The sequence below is a fragment of the Sphingomonas arantia genome, assembly GCF_042682045.1.
In the GTDB taxonomy this organism is placed as follows: Bacteria; Pseudomonadota; Alphaproteobacteria; order Sphingomonadales; family Sphingomonadaceae; genus Sphingomonas_R; species Sphingomonas_R arantia.
Genome location: NZ_JBHUGS010000001.1, coordinates 752,469 through 766,719, shown reverse-complemented (window position 1 = coordinate 766,719; position 14,251 = coordinate 752,469). Strand labels below are relative to the sequence as shown.

At 67.1% G+C, this 14,251-nt stretch carries 15 protein-coding genes; 11 read left to right on the top strand and 4 right to left on the bottom strand.

Features of this window, described 5'->3' with window-relative positions:
- Nucleotides 1–92 precede the first annotated feature (92 nt).
- Nucleotides 93–458 (top strand): DUF4440 domain-containing protein, encoded by a 366-nt coding sequence (locus tag ACFSGX_RS03675; protein ID WP_380927560.1) that lies wholly within the window; start codon nt 93–95, stop codon nt 456–458.
- Between the two features lie 108 nt (nt 459–566).
- Entirely contained in the window at nt 567–1,691 is a 1,125-nt protein-coding gene (locus tag ACFSGX_RS03670) for a CDP-alcohol phosphatidyltransferase family protein (protein ID WP_380927559.1), read from the top strand.
- A gap of 1 nt (nt 1,692) precedes the next feature.
- Here ACFSGX_RS03670 and ACFSGX_RS03665 read toward each other — a convergent pair whose 3' ends face one another.
- Nucleotides 1,693–2,856 carry a hypothetical protein gene (locus ACFSGX_RS03665; protein WP_380927557.1) on the bottom strand — a complete coding sequence of 388 codons (1,164 nt, stop codon included), beginning with the start codon at nt 2,854–2,856 and terminating at the stop codon, nt 1,693–1,695.
- Nucleotides 2,857–2,859: 3 nt separating this feature from the next.
- Entirely contained in the window at nt 2,860–3,567 is a 708-nt protein-coding gene (locus ACFSGX_RS03660; protein WP_380927556.1) for a phosphocholine cytidylyltransferase family protein, read from the bottom strand.
- A gap of 64 nt (nt 3,568–3,631) precedes the next feature.
- Here ACFSGX_RS03660 and ACFSGX_RS03655 point away from each other — a divergent pair, with 64 nt between their 5' ends.
- The 5 genes from ACFSGX_RS03655 (at nt 3,632) to ACFSGX_RS03635 (ending at nt 8,137) form a co-directional block, all read left to right on the top strand.
- Nucleotides 3,632–4,438 carry a nucleotidyltransferase family protein gene (locus ACFSGX_RS03655; RefSeq protein WP_380927554.1) on the top strand — a complete coding sequence of 269 codons (807 nt, stop codon included), beginning with the start codon at nt 3,632–3,634 and terminating at the stop codon, nt 4,436–4,438.
- 91 nt (nt 4,439–4,529) lie between these two features.
- The gene (locus ACFSGX_RS03650; protein ID WP_380927552.1) at nt 4,530–5,675 is read left to right on the top strand and encodes an acyl-CoA dehydrogenase family protein; all 1,146 of its coding nucleotides are present in this window, start codon (nt 4,530–4,532) and stop codon (nt 5,673–5,675) included.
- Nucleotides 5,676–5,754: 79 nt separating this feature from the next.
- On the top strand, nt 5,755–6,810 hold the full coding sequence (locus ACFSGX_RS03645; protein WP_380927550.1) for an enoyl-CoA hydratase/isomerase family protein: 1,056 nt from the start codon (nt 5,755–5,757) through the stop codon (nt 6,808–6,810).
- A gap of 106 nt (nt 6,811–6,916) precedes the next feature.
- Nucleotides 6,917–7,693, top strand: a complete 777-nt coding sequence (locus ACFSGX_RS03640) for an enoyl-CoA hydratase-related protein (RefSeq protein WP_380927548.1) — start codon at nt 6,917–6,919, stop codon at nt 7,691–7,693.
- An 81-nt stretch (nt 7,694–7,774) separates the two neighbouring features.
- A complete protein-coding gene (locus tag ACFSGX_RS03635; RefSeq protein ID WP_380927547.1) occupies nt 7,775–8,137 on the top strand; it encodes a hypothetical protein in 363 nt (120 codons plus the stop codon).
- Between the two features lies 1 nt (nt 8,138).
- On the opposite strand, the gene ACFSGX_RS03630 is transcribed toward ACFSGX_RS03635, so the two are convergent.
- A complete protein-coding gene (locus ACFSGX_RS03630) occupies nt 8,139–8,849 on the bottom strand; it encodes an SDR family NAD(P)-dependent oxidoreductase (RefSeq protein WP_380927546.1) in 711 nt (236 codons plus the stop codon).
- 183 nt (nt 8,850–9,032) lie between these two features.
- Entirely contained in the window at nt 9,033–10,508 is a 1,476-nt protein-coding gene (gene purF / locus ACFSGX_RS03625) for an amidophosphoribosyltransferase (protein WP_380927544.1), read from the bottom strand.
- 106 nt (nt 10,509–10,614) lie between these two features.
- Between purF and hisI the strand changes: the two genes are divergently transcribed.
- From hisI to ACFSGX_RS03605, 4 genes are all read left to right on the top strand, one after another.
- Nucleotides 10,615–10,974, top strand: a complete 360-nt coding sequence (gene hisI / locus ACFSGX_RS03620; RefSeq protein ID WP_380927542.1) for a phosphoribosyl-AMP cyclohydrolase — start codon at nt 10,615–10,617, stop codon at nt 10,972–10,974.
- Nucleotides 10,975–11,247: 273 nt separating this feature from the next.
- Complete coding sequence (locus ACFSGX_RS03615) at nt 11,248–11,667, top strand: MerR family transcriptional regulator (protein WP_157175029.1); 420 nt, start codon at nt 11,248–11,250, stop codon at nt 11,665–11,667.
- A 54-nt stretch (nt 11,668–11,721) separates the two neighbouring features.
- Complete coding sequence (locus ACFSGX_RS03610; RefSeq protein WP_157175028.1) at nt 11,722–13,515, top strand: acyl-CoA dehydrogenase C-terminal domain-containing protein; 1,794 nt, start codon at nt 11,722–11,724, stop codon at nt 13,513–13,515.
- A complete protein-coding gene (locus tag ACFSGX_RS03605) occupies nt 13,515–14,036 on the top strand; it encodes a hypothetical protein (RefSeq protein ID WP_380927540.1) in 522 nt (173 codons plus the stop codon). Before ACFSGX_RS03610 ends, ACFSGX_RS03605 begins: the two co-directional genes overlap by 1 nt.
- The last annotated feature ends 215 nt before the right edge of the window (nt 14,037–14,251 follow it).

The following is a 14,251-nucleotide window of genomic DNA, read 5'->3' as shown; positions in this document are numbered from 1 at the left end:
TATCGGCAGCCGACGTCCCTGCGCAGCCTGACGAACGGGAACATCCGCGTCTGCCGCAGCTTATGAAAAGCCAACATCGTGGAGATACGCAGATGGACGACGATCGCCTGTGGGGCTTCGAACAGAGCCTGTGGACCGAAGGCCCCGACAATTACCGTGAGAAGGTCGACGCCGAAGTGGTGATGGTCCTGCCGCAACCGCCATTTGTCCACCAGGGCAGCCAGGCGATCGACGCCGTCGCCTCGACGCCGGTGTGGGACAGCGCCGAACTGACCGAGCAGACCGTCTCGCGCCCGCAGGAAGGGCTGATCGTCATCGGCTATCACGTCAAGGCGCACCGCGGCGACGAGACCTACGAGGCCTATTGCACGTCGACCATCCGCCGGATCGAACATGAAGTCTGGCGGGTCGTGCAGCATCAGCAGACCCCGCCGCTGGTAACGCCCGCAAAAATCTGATTGCCGCGACATGAGGCTGGCTGCGCGCGGCGTATCCGGCCTCATGGACAGCCCCCACGCTCCCCGCAAAATGTTGCGGATCGCGCCATGTGTCCTATGGGGGGCGGCATGTCCGATATGCGCGCAACCGATCGCCCGACCGTCCAGATGGTCGGCCACAATCCCGTCCTGCTCTGGGGCATGGACACCGCCGAGCGCACGCACCGCATCGCTGCCGCCGCCAAACTCCCGTTCGGCGAGGCGCCGGCAAACGCGCCACGCCTGCTGGTCGACGCGGGCCACGCATTCGACCCGGCCTGGCTCCGCACGCTCGCGGCCAGGCCGAACCACGTCCTGACCGTCGCCGGCAAACCCGTCATCGCCCATGTCACCGACTCTGCCGCAGCAGCCGCGGCCGCAGACATCGCCGCCGGGCGCATCCCAGCCGGCCTCACCGTCATGGCGCACGAACAGGGCGGCGCGATGGTCAACGACGAGCTCCGCAAGCGCGAACTGCCCTTCGCCACCCCGCTCACCCCCGCCACCGTCGCAGGCGTCGAACGCGCCAGCTATGTCGGCGCGTACAAGGGCGTGACGGACGCGCTCACCAAATATCTCTGGCCCGAATGGGCGCTGTTCCTCACCCGGCGCTGCGCCGCGGCGGGCATCACGCCCAACATGGTGTCGACCTTCGGCGCGATCCTGTGCATCATCACGACTATCCTGTTCGCCTACGGCCACTACTGGCCCGCGCTGGCGATCGGGCTGTTCTTCATGGTACTCGACACCGTCGACGGCAAACTCGCGCGCTGCACCATCACCTCGTCCAAGTGGGGCCACCTGCTCGATCACGGCGTCGATCTGATCCACCCGCCATTCTGGTATGTCGCCTGGGGTCTCGGCCTCTACGCCTGGGGGCTCGAACTCAGCCCGCCCGTGTTCACCACCGTCATGGCGGTCATCATCGGCGGCTATGTCGCGCAGCGTCTGATCGAGGGCGCGTTCATCGCGCTGTTCGGGATGCACATCCACGTCTGGCGCAAGATCGACAGCGACTTCCGGCTCATCACCGCGCGGCGCAACCCGAACTTCGTCATCCTCGCCGGCTTCCTCGCGGTCGGCCGCCCCGATCTCAGCATCGTCGCGGTCGCCTGGTGGACCGCGATCTCGCTGGTCGTCCATTTGTCGCAGATGGCGCAGGCCGCGGTGTTCAAGCTGCGCGGCCAGCCGATCCGCTCCTGGCTCGACGCCTGATTCAGGACGGCGTCGCGACCAACTCCGCCCGCGGCACCCGGCACCGCCGATCGACCACCGCCGCGATTGCCCGCGCCCCGTTCAGCGGCGCGGCCGGCCCACACTCCCCCAGCGCCGCCGCCGCCAGATCGACCTGGAACGCGCGATACGCCCCGTGCCGCGCCCCCGCCTCGGCAAGCGCGCCGGTCAGGTCGCCCAGCGACTCGACCACCGCCCCGCAGCCCCAATAATCCCCGCTCCCGCTCGCATCCCAGCGCAGCCCGGGCGGCCGCAGCAGAACGCAGGGCCGCGGCCGCGCGATATATTCCAGGATCTGGCTCGACGTATCGCCCAGATACAGGTCCGCCGCCCCCGTATAGCTCCCGTCCACCGTCGCGAAGCTGCCCGTATCGACATGGACATGCTCCGCTGCCCCCGCTGCCTCGATCAGCGCCTTCGCCTCCGGCGCCCGCTCGAACATCCGCTGGTGCGGCGCAAGGATGACGTTCCACTCGCGCTGTTCCGCCAGCATCCGAACGATCGCCGCCCCCCATGCCGGCCATGACGACCGGTGCCCCTGCCAGTGCGGTGCATAGAGCAGCACCGGCCGATCATCGCCGAACAGCGCGCGTGCCGGCCGCCCGCCGACGAAGCTGCACTTGGCATAACCGGTCACCACGATCCGGTCCGCCGCCACGCCCTGCGCCAGATGCTGCGGGATATCGAGCGCGCTCGGGATCAGGATGCGGTGCGCATAGGACAGCCGCGCCCGGCTGCAATTCAACGGCCCCGCGCCGTGGACCGTAAAGATGAACGGCGGCAGGAACGGCACCATCTTGGGCAGCCACAGGCTCGTCTGCTCCGCGCACAGCACGACCTTCGTCCACGCCAGATACCCCGCCAGCCGTGCCAGCATGGGGATCTTGGGCGGCAACGGCACGACCTGCCCCGGCGCGAACGCGGCGATATGGACGAACCCCGGCGCGCGGCGGATCCGCAGGCCCGCATGGTGCGGCTGCAACCACGACATCACCAGCGCCTCGTGCATCGACGTGCTGACCCACAGGTCGATCGTCAGGTCCGGCCGCTCGCGCGCCAGTGCATCGACGATCGGCCACAGATGCGGAATCAGCAACGGCTCGCCCAGCCACAGGACGGCGACATCGGTGATGCGCGTGCGGCCCATGGTTCAGCCCGCCCAGTTCGCGATATCTTCGGGCCGGTCGATTTCCACCCAGCCGCCGCCGGGCAGCACCACCGCCTGCACCGGCCCCGCCCGCGCCAGTTCGTGGACGATGCGGTGGTGGAAGCTCTGGATGCCGTCCGGCTCGCCGATCACCGCATCCAGCATCCGGCTATAGCGCCCGTCGTCGCCGCGCCCCACCACGATGCCCAGCGACCGGAACGGCGCCTCCGCCGGATCGAGCGTCTTGCCCACCGCGCGCACCATGCCGTCCGTCACCGCCACGCGCATGTCGTCGATCTCCGGTTGCGGCGCGGGCTCGACGAACAGCGCGATGCCCGGTTCCACCTGCGCCAGCCCCTCGCGGATCAGCGCGGGGCGGTACACCGTATCACCGTTCACGATCGCGAAGTCGCCGTGCAACAGGTCGCGCGCCGCCCAGACGCTGCCAATGCTGCTCGACACCGCCCAGAACGGATTGAACCGCATGTCCGCCGCGGCGGTCCCGCCCGCCAGATGCGCGGTGATGCGGTCGGACAGATACCCACCGACCACCGTCGTCCGCGCCACGCCCGCGGCCGCCAGCGCATCGATCTGGTGGTCCAGAATCGCCCGCCCGCCGACCGGAATCAGGCATTTCGGCCGATCCTGAGTCAGCGGAAGCAGGCGCGAACCCCTGCCTGCGCTCAGGATCACCGCATTTTGGACAAACATCAGGACCATCCGGTTCCGGTATCGGAACGACCTGTTAGACGGAGACATTGTGGCGAAAAACGGGATGACCGGCGGGAATGCCCCGGAAGCACGCTGGACCGCTCTGGTGCTCGCCGGACAACGACCCGGAATCGACCCGCTGGCGGACGCGTTCGGGGCCGAATGGAAGGCACTGATCCCGGTCGGCGGCGTGCCGATGCTCGACCGCGTCCTGCGCACCCTGCTCGCCTGTCCCGAAATCGGCCGGATCGTCGTCGCGGGGCAAGCGCCCGACGCACTCGCGCAAGGCTGGCGCGCCGCCGAATCGCGCCTCTCCTTTACGCAAAGCCAGGGCGGCATCTCGCGCAGCATCGCGGCGGTCGCCGGCACCCCCACCGCACCCTGGCCCGTGCTCGTCACCACCGCCGATCACCCGCTGCTGACCCCTGACATGGTCGCCAACTTCCTGGCCCGCGCCGGCGAGGCGGATGTCGCGGTCGGCATGGTCGAACGCCGCACCATGCTGGCCGCCTACCCGGATGCGAAGCGTACCTGGCTCCGTTTCCGCGGCGGCGCCTATAGCGGCGCCAACCTCTTCGCGCTCCGCACCCCCCGCGCACAACCCGCGCTGGCACTCTGGGCGCAGGCCGAACAGGACCGCAAACGCGCGCTCAAGCTGTTCTGGCATTTCGGCCCGCTGCTCGCCCTGCGTGCCATCACCCGCACCATCTCCGGCCCCAACGCGCTCCGCACCGCCGGCCGCCGCCTCGGCCTCGACGCCCGCCTCGTCGCCCTGCCCCAGGCGGAGGCCGCGATCGACGTCGACAAACCTGCCGACCACATGCTGACCGAACGCATCCTCGCCGCCCGCCAGGCTGACGTCCGGACTTAACGAAGCTGGGACATTTCGCGCTTTGCTTTAGTTTCATATGCAACGGCAATGGTTGCCGACCTTCGCCGCCAAACCAAACCATAGGCCCGAAATGACCCAATTCGACCTCACCGACGATCAGCGCGAGATCCAGGAGCTGGCGCGCCGCTTCACCGCCGACGCGATCACTCCGCACGCGGCGAAATGGGACGAACACCACATCTTCCCGCGCGACACGATCAAGGCCGCCGCCGACCTCGGCTTCGGCGCGATCTACGTGTCGGAGGAATCGGGCGGCATCGGCCTAGGCCGGATGGAGGCGGCGCTGATCATGGAGGCGATGGCTTACGGCTGCCCCTCCACCTCCGCGTTCATCTCGATCCACAACATGGCCGCGTGGATGATCGACAGCTACGGCTCGCCCGAACTGAAGGCACGCTACCTCCCCTCCATGGTGACATGCGACCGGATCGGCAGCTATTGCCTGACCGAACCCGGCTCCGGCTCCGATGCCGCCGCGCTCAAGACCCGCGCGGTCCGCGACGGCGACCATTATGTCGTCACGGGGTCGAAGGCGTTCATCTCCGGCGGCGGCCAGAACGAGATCTACGTCACGATGGTTCGGACCGGCGAGGACGGCGCCAAGGGCATCTCCGCGCTCGTGATCGAACGCGACATGCCGGGCGTCAGCTTCGGCGCGAACGAGAAGAAGCTCGGCTGGCACTCGCAACCCACCGCACAGGTCAATTTCGACGGCGTCCGCGTCCCCGTCTCCAACCTCGTCGGCGTGGAGGGCCAGGGCTTCCGCATCGCGATGTCCGGACTCGACGGCGGGCGGCTGAACATCGGCGCCTGCTCGCTCGGCGGGGCGCAACGCTGCCTCGACGAAGCGATCGGCTACACGCGCGACCGCCGGCAGTTCGGCAAGGCGATCGTCGAATTCCAGAACACGCAGTTCGTGCTGGCCGACATGGAAACCGACCTCCAGGCCGCCCGCATGCTGCTCTACGCGGCGGCCGGCAAGGTCTCCGCCAAGTCGCCCGACGCGACCAAGTTCGCCGCCATGGCCAAGCGCCTGTCCACAGACACCGGGTCGTCGGTCGTCGACCGCGCGCTCCAGATGTTCGGCGGCTACGGCTACCTCCAGGACTATCCCATCGAACGCTTCTGGCGCGACCTCCGCGTCCACCGCATCCTCGAAGGCACCAACGAGATCATGCGCAGCATCGTCGCACGCGAGATGTTGCGCGAGGCCTGATTCGTTCCCCGGCGCAGGCCGGGGCCTGGGCGCAACAGTTGCATCTGGACCCCGGCCTGCGCCGGGGTACAAGCCGGGGATGACCATGACCCACACCATCATCGCCGCGACCGAAGGCCGCATCGCCCGCCTTCGGCTGAACCGCCCCAAACCGATCCACGCGCTCGACCAGGCGATGTGCACCGCGATGATCGCCGCGCTGACCGACTGGCGCGAACACCCCGAGATTGAGGCGGTGCTGATCGACCATGCCGACGGCCGCGGCTTCTGCGCCGGCGGCGACGTCCGTGGCATCGCATCGAGTGCGGCTGGCGACGGCCAGGCCGCCCGCGACTTCTTCCGCACCGAATATCAGCTCAACCACCTGCTCTTCACCTACGCCAAGCCGACCGTCGCGTTCATGGACGGCATCGTCATGGGCGGCGGTGTCGGCATCGCGCTGCCCACGCGCTACCGGATCGCCACCGAACGCACGGTGCTGGCGATGCCGGAGACCACGATCGGCCTGTTCCCCGACGTCGGCGGCGGCTGGTACCTGTCGCGCCTGCCCGGCCGCATCGGTCATTATCTCGCCCTCACCGGCGCGCGGATCGACGGCGCGGAGGCCTGCACGCTCGGCCTCGCCACCCACTATATTCCGTCCGAAGCGCTGGACGGCGTCAAGGCCGCGATCGGCGCAGACCCGCAGGCGATCGAAACGATCCTCGACGCCGCCGCGGTGACGCCCCCGCCCGCCGCGATCCTCGACCGCCAGCCCGAAATCGACCGCCTGTTCGCCTCCGACGATTACGAGGAAGTGCTGACCGCGCTCGAAGCCGACCCCGGCGAATGGGCCGCCGCACAACGCGCGCTGCTCGCAACCAAGTCCCCGCTCAGTTGCAAGGTCTCGCTCCGCTTGCTCGCCGACGGTGCCGGCATGCAGAGCTTCGCCGACGAGATGCGCATGGAATATGCCGTCGCGGTCCACATCTGCCAGCGCCCCGACTTCGCCGAGGGCGTCCGCGCGCTCCTGATCGACAAGGACAACGCACCGATCTGGGACCCCGCGACTCCCGAGGCAGTCACCGATCACATGCTCGACACCATCTTCGCCCCGCTCCCCGCGGCCGAGGAATGGGAACCCGTGCGGCTGTAACCGCCCACTCAGTTCCGTTTGGTTCGAGCCTGTCGAGAACCCTGCGCAGAGTTCTCGACAGGCTCGAACCAAACGGAACTGGAAGCCCGTCCAGAAGGAACCAACCATGTCCGACTACGAAACGCTCCTGATCGAACGCCACGACGCGGTCACCCTGGTCCGGCTCAACCGCCCGCAGGCGCTGAACGCGCTCAACACGCAGACCCTGACCGACCTGATCGCCGCCTTCGCCGCCTACGACGCCGACCCCGAGCAGCGCTGCCTCGTCCTGACCGGCAGCGACAAGGCGTTCGCGGCCGGCGCGGACATCAAGGAGATGGAGGCGCAGGGCTTTGCCGAAATGTACGCGGCCAACTTCTTCGCCGGTTGGGAACAGGTCACCCGCACGCGCAAGCCCTGGATCGCCGCCGTCTCCGGCTTCGCGCTCGGCGGCGGGTGCGAGGTCGCGATGATGGCCGACTTCATCATCGCCGCCGACAGCGCGAAGTTCGGCCAGCCCGAAATCAAGCTCGGCGTCACCCCCGGCATGGGCGGATCGCAACGCCTCGCCCACGCGATCGGGAAGGCGAAAGCGATGGAGATGTGCCTCACCGGCCGCATGATGGGCGCCGACGAAGCCGAACGCGCCGGCCTCGTCGCCCGCGTCGTCCCCATGGCGGACCTGATCGCCGAAGCGCTCAAGACCGCCACTGCGATCGCCGCCATGGCCCCGCTCGCGACAATCGCGAACAAGGAAATGGTCAACGCCGCGTTCGACCTGCCGCTGGCCCAAGGCATCGCCTTCGAACGCCGCCTCTTCCACGGGATGTTCGGCACGCAGGACCAGAAGGAAGGCATGGCCGCCTTCGTCGCGAAGCGAACAGCGGAGTGGACCGGGCGGTAGCTCAAACCGGTTTGGATATAATTCCTCGTGACTAAGGTCGACGATGGACTACGTGCTTTAATTCTGCATTGGAGCTTATGAATGGCAAATTACTGGGTGGTCGGCGCGACCGTGTCTGATCAGGATATGTCTGACGATTTCATCACTCGAGGGTTTTGGTTTGGGGATCGCGACAGCGCCCAAGATGTGATCGCCAACATAGTAGTAGGAGACCGACTAGCTATTAAATCCATGCTTGGACAAGGATCCAAAGAGGTTTGGATCAAGGCAATTGGAGTGGTCACGAATTGCAACACGTTCAACGCAATGCCGTTTAAATTTTTCTATGTTAATTGGATTGATGTCCGAGCTGAAAATCGCCGGTCACCGTTCCACAATTTCAGTAATACTATTCGAAACCTCGATAGCCAACATGAGTTGGTCAAAGAAATATTCCGAATCTAGTTTAAGCCACCCGCACCCGGGCCCCATTCTCGAAATCATCCACCACCATCCGCGCGATCGCCGCTCCCACCACCGCGGGCGGCTTCAGCGTCGCGGCATCCTCGCCCGGAAAAGCCCGGGCGCGCATCTTGGTCGCGGTGGCACCCGGATCGACGATCGCGCAGCGCAGCGAGCTGATCCCCGCCATTTCGTCGGCGTATGTCAGCACCAAGGTCTCCAGCGCGGCCTTGGTGGCGGCATAACCACCCCAATAAGCCCGCGGCCGCGTCGCCACCGACGATGTCAGCATCACCAGCCGCGCCCGGTCGCTCATCCGCAGCATCGGGTCGAACGCCCCGATCAGCGCCTGCTGCGCGGAAATGTTGAGCGTTAGCAGGTTCGCCAGCTCCTTCGGGTCGATCGCCGACACCGGCGTCAGCGTGCCGAGCGAGGCCGCGTTCAGCACCAGGATATCGAGCGCAGCCCAGCGCCCGCCGATCGCCGACGCCAGCTTGGCGACGCCCCCGCTCTCGCCGATATCGAGCGGCGCGATCGTGGCGTTCCCGCCCGCCGCGAAGATCCGCTCCTCGACCTCTTCCAGCCCGCCCGCGGTCCGCGCGGTCAGGATCACATGCGCCCCCGCCGCCGCCAGCGCCTCCGCGGTCGCCGCCCCGATCCCACGCGACGCACCGGTGACCAGCGCCAGCCGGTCCTGAAGGGGAAGATCGGTCATCTTTTCGCTTCCATTCAAAGGTGTTCGAACCGCGCGTTACGCCAAACCGATCATCCTGAGTAGGGACTGAGCGCAGTCGAAGACCCGTATCGAAGGACCCGCGCAGCAGCTCCTTCGATACGCCATTTCGACAGGCTCAATGGCTACTCAGGACGAGCGGTCGGTGCGACTACGCGAAAAGGATCAAGCCGGAACCCGCTCCGCCAGCAGCGACAGCTGGTCCGCCGGTGCGACATCCTCCTGGTCGGTCAACCGCGTCGGATAGTCCCCGGTGAAGCACGCATCGCAATATTGCGGGCAGCTTTCCTTGCGCCCGCTCTCGCCCAGCGCCTTGTACATGCCGTCGACCGAGACGAACGCCAGGCTGTCCGCGTCGATATGGCGCGCCATCTCCTGCACCGTCATCTGCGCGGCGAGCAGCTTCGCGCGCTCCGGGGTATCGACGCCGTAGTAGCAGCTGTGCCGCGTCGGCGGGGACGCAATCCGCATGTGCACCTCGGTCGCGCCGGCATCGCGCATCATCTGCACGATCTTGACTGACGTCGTGCCGCGCACGATCGAATCGTCGATCAGGATGATCCGCTTGCCCTTGATCAGCGCGCGGTTGGCATTGTGCTTCAGCTTCACGCCGAGGTGCCGCACCTTGTCGCCCGGCTGGATGAACGTGCGGCCGACATAGTGCGACCGGATGATCCCCAGCTCGAACGGAATGCCCGACTGCTGCGCATAGCCGATCGCCGCCGGCACGCCCGAATCGGGCACCGGGATGACGATGTCGGCCTCGACCGGGTCCTCGATCGCCAGCTGCGCACCGATCGCCTTGCGCACCGAATAGACCGACGACCCGTCGACGATCGAATCGGGCCGGCTGAAATATACATGCTCGAACACGCAGGGCCGCGGCGGCACTTCGGCGAACGGCCGGATCGAGCGCAGCCCCTTGTCGGACACGATCACCAGCTCGCCCGGATCGATGTGGCGGATGAACTCCGCCCCGCACACGTCGAGCGCGACGGTCTCCGACGCGAAGATATAGCTTTCGCCCAGACGCCCCATCACCAGCGGCCGGATGCCGAGCGGATCGCGACAGATCAGCATCCCCTCCGGCGTCATGCAGACCAGCGAATAGGCGCCCTCGAGCTGCTTCAGCGCATCGATGAACCGGTCGAGCAGCGTGCGGTACGACGACATCGCAACCAGGTGGATGATCGTCTCGGTATCGCTGGTCGACTGGAAGATCGACCCGCGCCGGACCAGCTCGTTGCGCAGCTTGGCGGCGTTCGAGATATTGCCGTTGTGGCTGACCGCAAACCCGCCGCTGTACAATTCGGCGAACAGCGGCTGGACGTTGCGCAGCGCGGTCTCGCCCGTCGTGGAGTAACGCACATGCCCGCAGGCGGCGTCGCCCGGTAGTGCGCGGATCACGTCGTCGCGGTCGAAATTGCCGGCGACATGGCCCATCGCGCGGTGCGTATGGAACATCGCGCCGTCCCAGCTGGTGATGCCGGCGGCTTCCTGCCCGCGGTGTTGCAACGCGTGGAGGCCGAGGGCGACCATCGCGGCGGCGGTCCCGTCGGCCCCCCATATGCCGAAGATGCCGCATTCCTCACGCAGCTTGTCTCCGTTCAGGTCGGAGTCGAATGGGTTCGTGATGATCATGGGGCGATCCGTGGTGGCGGCGGATGCGGGTCACATAGGGATGCTTGTCGGCTTTGTCGCCTGTTTGTCATCGAACTTCGTCGCACCTCCGGCTAACGACCGTCGCATGACTATCGAAACCACCGACCGCCTGGCGCCGCGCTACGACGCGAACGGCCTCGTCACCGCCTTCGTCACCGATGCCGCGACCGGCGAACCGCTGATGCTCGCGCACATGAACGCCGACGCGCTCGCCGCCACGATCGCCGGCGGCGAAGCGGTCTTCTGGTCCCGCTCCCGCGCGCGCCTCTGGCGTAAGGGCGAGGAGTCGGGGAACGTCCTCAAGGTCGTCGAAATCCGCATCGACTGCGACCAGGACGCCCTCTGGCTCCGCTGCGAACCGGCGGGGCCGGCGTGTCACACGGGGGCCAGGACGTGCTTCTACCGCAGGGTCGAAGGCGAGCGATTGGTCACTGTCCAGGAGTGACCAAAAAGCCCTCTCCCCCACGGGGAGAGGGTTGGGAGAGGGGGAGTGGCTTGCGGTAACCAAGCCCCACGAAAAACAGCAAGATTCGCGCCCCGCCCAGCCACGCCGTCCCACAAAGCACCCCAGGCAAAGCCCCTCTCCCCAACCCTCTCCCCGGAGGGGAGAGGGAGTCCCCCCAAGCCCCACACACGCCGCGCACCTAGGACAAACCACCCTCCCCCTACGGAACCCTTTGACGTTGACGTGAACGTCACCCTGTCATAAAAGCGCCGCATGCCCCAGCATGCCGCGATCCACACCCCCGATGCCCATGACCGGGACAGCTTCACCATCTCCGACCTGTCGGAGGAGTTCGGCGTCACCGCGCGTGCGCTGCGCTTCTACGAGGACGAAGGTCTGATCGCCCCGCAGCGGATCGGCCTGACCCGCGTCTATTCGAAACGCGATCGCGCGCGCCTCGCCTGGATCCTGCGCGGCAAGCGCGTCGGCTTCAGCCTCTCCGACATCCGCGAGATGATCGATCTCTACGACATCGGCGACGGACGCGAGACGCAGCGCCACGTCACGCTCGACAAATGCAACGCCCGCATGGAACTGCTCCGGCGCCAGCGCGAGGATATCGACGCGGCGATCCTGGAACTCGAAAGTTTCGTGGCGGTCGTGGCCGCTGCCGACGAAGCCGCCCACAAATAGCCCCCGCCCCCCGACCGAACAGGCCGACCAACCAGATTGTCTTGGGAGAGACCGATGCCGACCTACACCGCGCCGGTGCGCGACACCCGCTACATCCTCGATGCGATCCTCGGTCTCGAACATTATGGCAACCTGCCCGGGTTCGAAAACGCCAGCGCCGACACCGTCGAAGCCGTCCTGACCGAAGGCGCGCGTTTCTGCGAGGAAGTGCTGTTCCCGCTCAACCAGTCGGGCGACCATGAAGGTTGCACCCGCCACCCGGACGGCAGCGTCACGACGCCCAAGGGCTTCAAGGAAGCCTATGCGCAGTTCGTCGAGGGCGGCTGGGCCACGCTCGGTGGCATCGAACGGTTCGGCGGACAGGGCCTGCCCCACGTCGTGTCGACCGCGTTCGAGGAATATCTGATCTCCGCCAACATGGCGTTCGGCATGTATAACGGCCTCACCATGGGCGCCACCGCCGCGATCCTGGCCAAGGGTTCGGACGAGCAGCAGGCCACCTACGCGCCCAAGATGATCTCGGGCGAATGGGGCGGCACCATGAACCTGACGGAGCCGCATTGCGGCACCGATCTCGGCCTCATCCGCACAAAGGCCGCGCGCAACGACGACGGCAGCTTCGCGCTGACCGGCACGAAGATCTTCATCTCGTCCGGCGAACATGACCTGACGTCCAACATCATCCACCTCGTCCTCGCCAAGATCGAAGGCGCGCCGGACAATGTGAAGGGCATCTCGCTCTTCATCGTGCCCAAGTTCCTGCTCGATGCCGACGGCAACGCCGGCACCCGCAACGGCGTCGTCTGCGGCTCGATCGAGGAGAAGATGGGCATCCACGGCAACTCGACCTGCGTCATGAACTATGACGGCGCGACCGGCTATCTGGTGGGCGAGGAGAATAAGGGCCTCGCCGCGATGTTCATCATGATGAACGCCGCCCGGCTCGGCGTCGGGCTCCAGGGCCTGTCGATCGGCGAGGTCGCGTATCAGAACGCCGTCGCCTACGCCAAGGACCGCCGCCAGGGCCGCGCGCTCACCGGCCCGGCCGATCTCGACCAGAAGGCCGACACTTTGTTCGTCCACCCGGACGTCCGCCGCATGCTGATGGACGCCAAGTCCAAGCTCGAAGGCGCGCGCGCGCTCTGCCTGTGGGGCGCGCTCCAGGTCGATCTGGCGCACCGCGCCGCGACCGAGGAGGAGCGTGTCGCCGCCAACGACCTCATCTCGCTGCTCACGCCCGTCATCAAGGGCTACGTCACCGATCTGGGGTACGAGATCGCGACGAACGCGCAGCAGGTCTACGGCGGCCACGGCTACATCCGCGAATGGGGGATGGAGCAATATGTCCGCGACGCCCGCATCGCGCAGATCTACGAAGGCACAAACGGCGTCCAGGCGATGGACCTCGTCGGCCGCAAGATCGGCCAGAATGGCGGCCGCGCGCTGATGGCGCTGGCCCAGGCGATCGGCGGCGACATCGCGGAGGCCAAGGCCGACCCTGCCACCGCCGACTATGCCGGCCGGCTGGAAAAGGCGGCGGGTGATCTGCAGACCGCGTCGATGTGGCTGATGCAGAACGGCATGGCGAACCCCAACAATGCCGGCGCCGCGGCCTATCCCTACATGACCATGATGGGCGTCGTGACGCTCGGCTGGATGTGGCTGAAGATGGTCCGCGCCTCCAGCGCGGCGATCGCGGCCGGCGAAGGCGATCGGACCTTCCACGAAGCGAAACTGGTCACCGCACGCTTCTATGCGGAGCGCGTGCTGCCTGATACGGGGAGCCTGCGTCGCAAGATCGAAGGCGGTGCGGACGCGATCATGGCGTTGCCGGTGGAGGCTTTCTGATGTTTGCAGTGGTGACCGGCCTGATGCTCATGCTCCAACCGATCACCGCTGCGCCCGCTCCACCCCCCGCCGCCGCTACTACTACTCCCGCCTTCTCCGCCGGCGCGGCCGCCACGCGCGACCTGACCCGGATCGTCGCCGCCTCGGGCCTCCCCGCACTCGCCGGCGACGCGTTCCGCTTCACCGACATCGCGCCGGGCGGCACCGTCGCCACCATCTTCGACGCCCGCCGCACCGGCACCGAGTCGCAACGCACCATCGTCACCCTGTCGTTCCGCGACGGCGCCTGGACGCCGGACACGCGCGAGGCGAAGCGGCTCGCGCCCGAAACCTTCGACTATATGTCCGGCCGCATCGCGACCGCGATCACCACCGGCGGCCCCGCGACCCCCTGCCCCGACGGCTCTGACTATCTCAGCGAGCGCGCCACCGCCGGCACCGTCCGCGCCCTCCCCGGCTGCGGCACCGACCACCCCAACCTGGCCCTCGCCCGCCTTTTCGGCGTTCGCGAGACCCCGTAAGGGCTCACTGGCCGCGCCGGCACTTAAGGGTCGGCGCTATCCATGCCGGCCATGCTCGCTCTTGTCCGCAAGCCGCCCGTAATAGGCCGTCGATGACCGGTTCCACTCCGCGGCGAACCGCTTTGCAACGGATTGCGCCGCATCACGGATGTTGACGCGATGTGCCCCCGCCGCCACTCTTCAAACCCATGCCGATCAAATCCGTTACATGATTG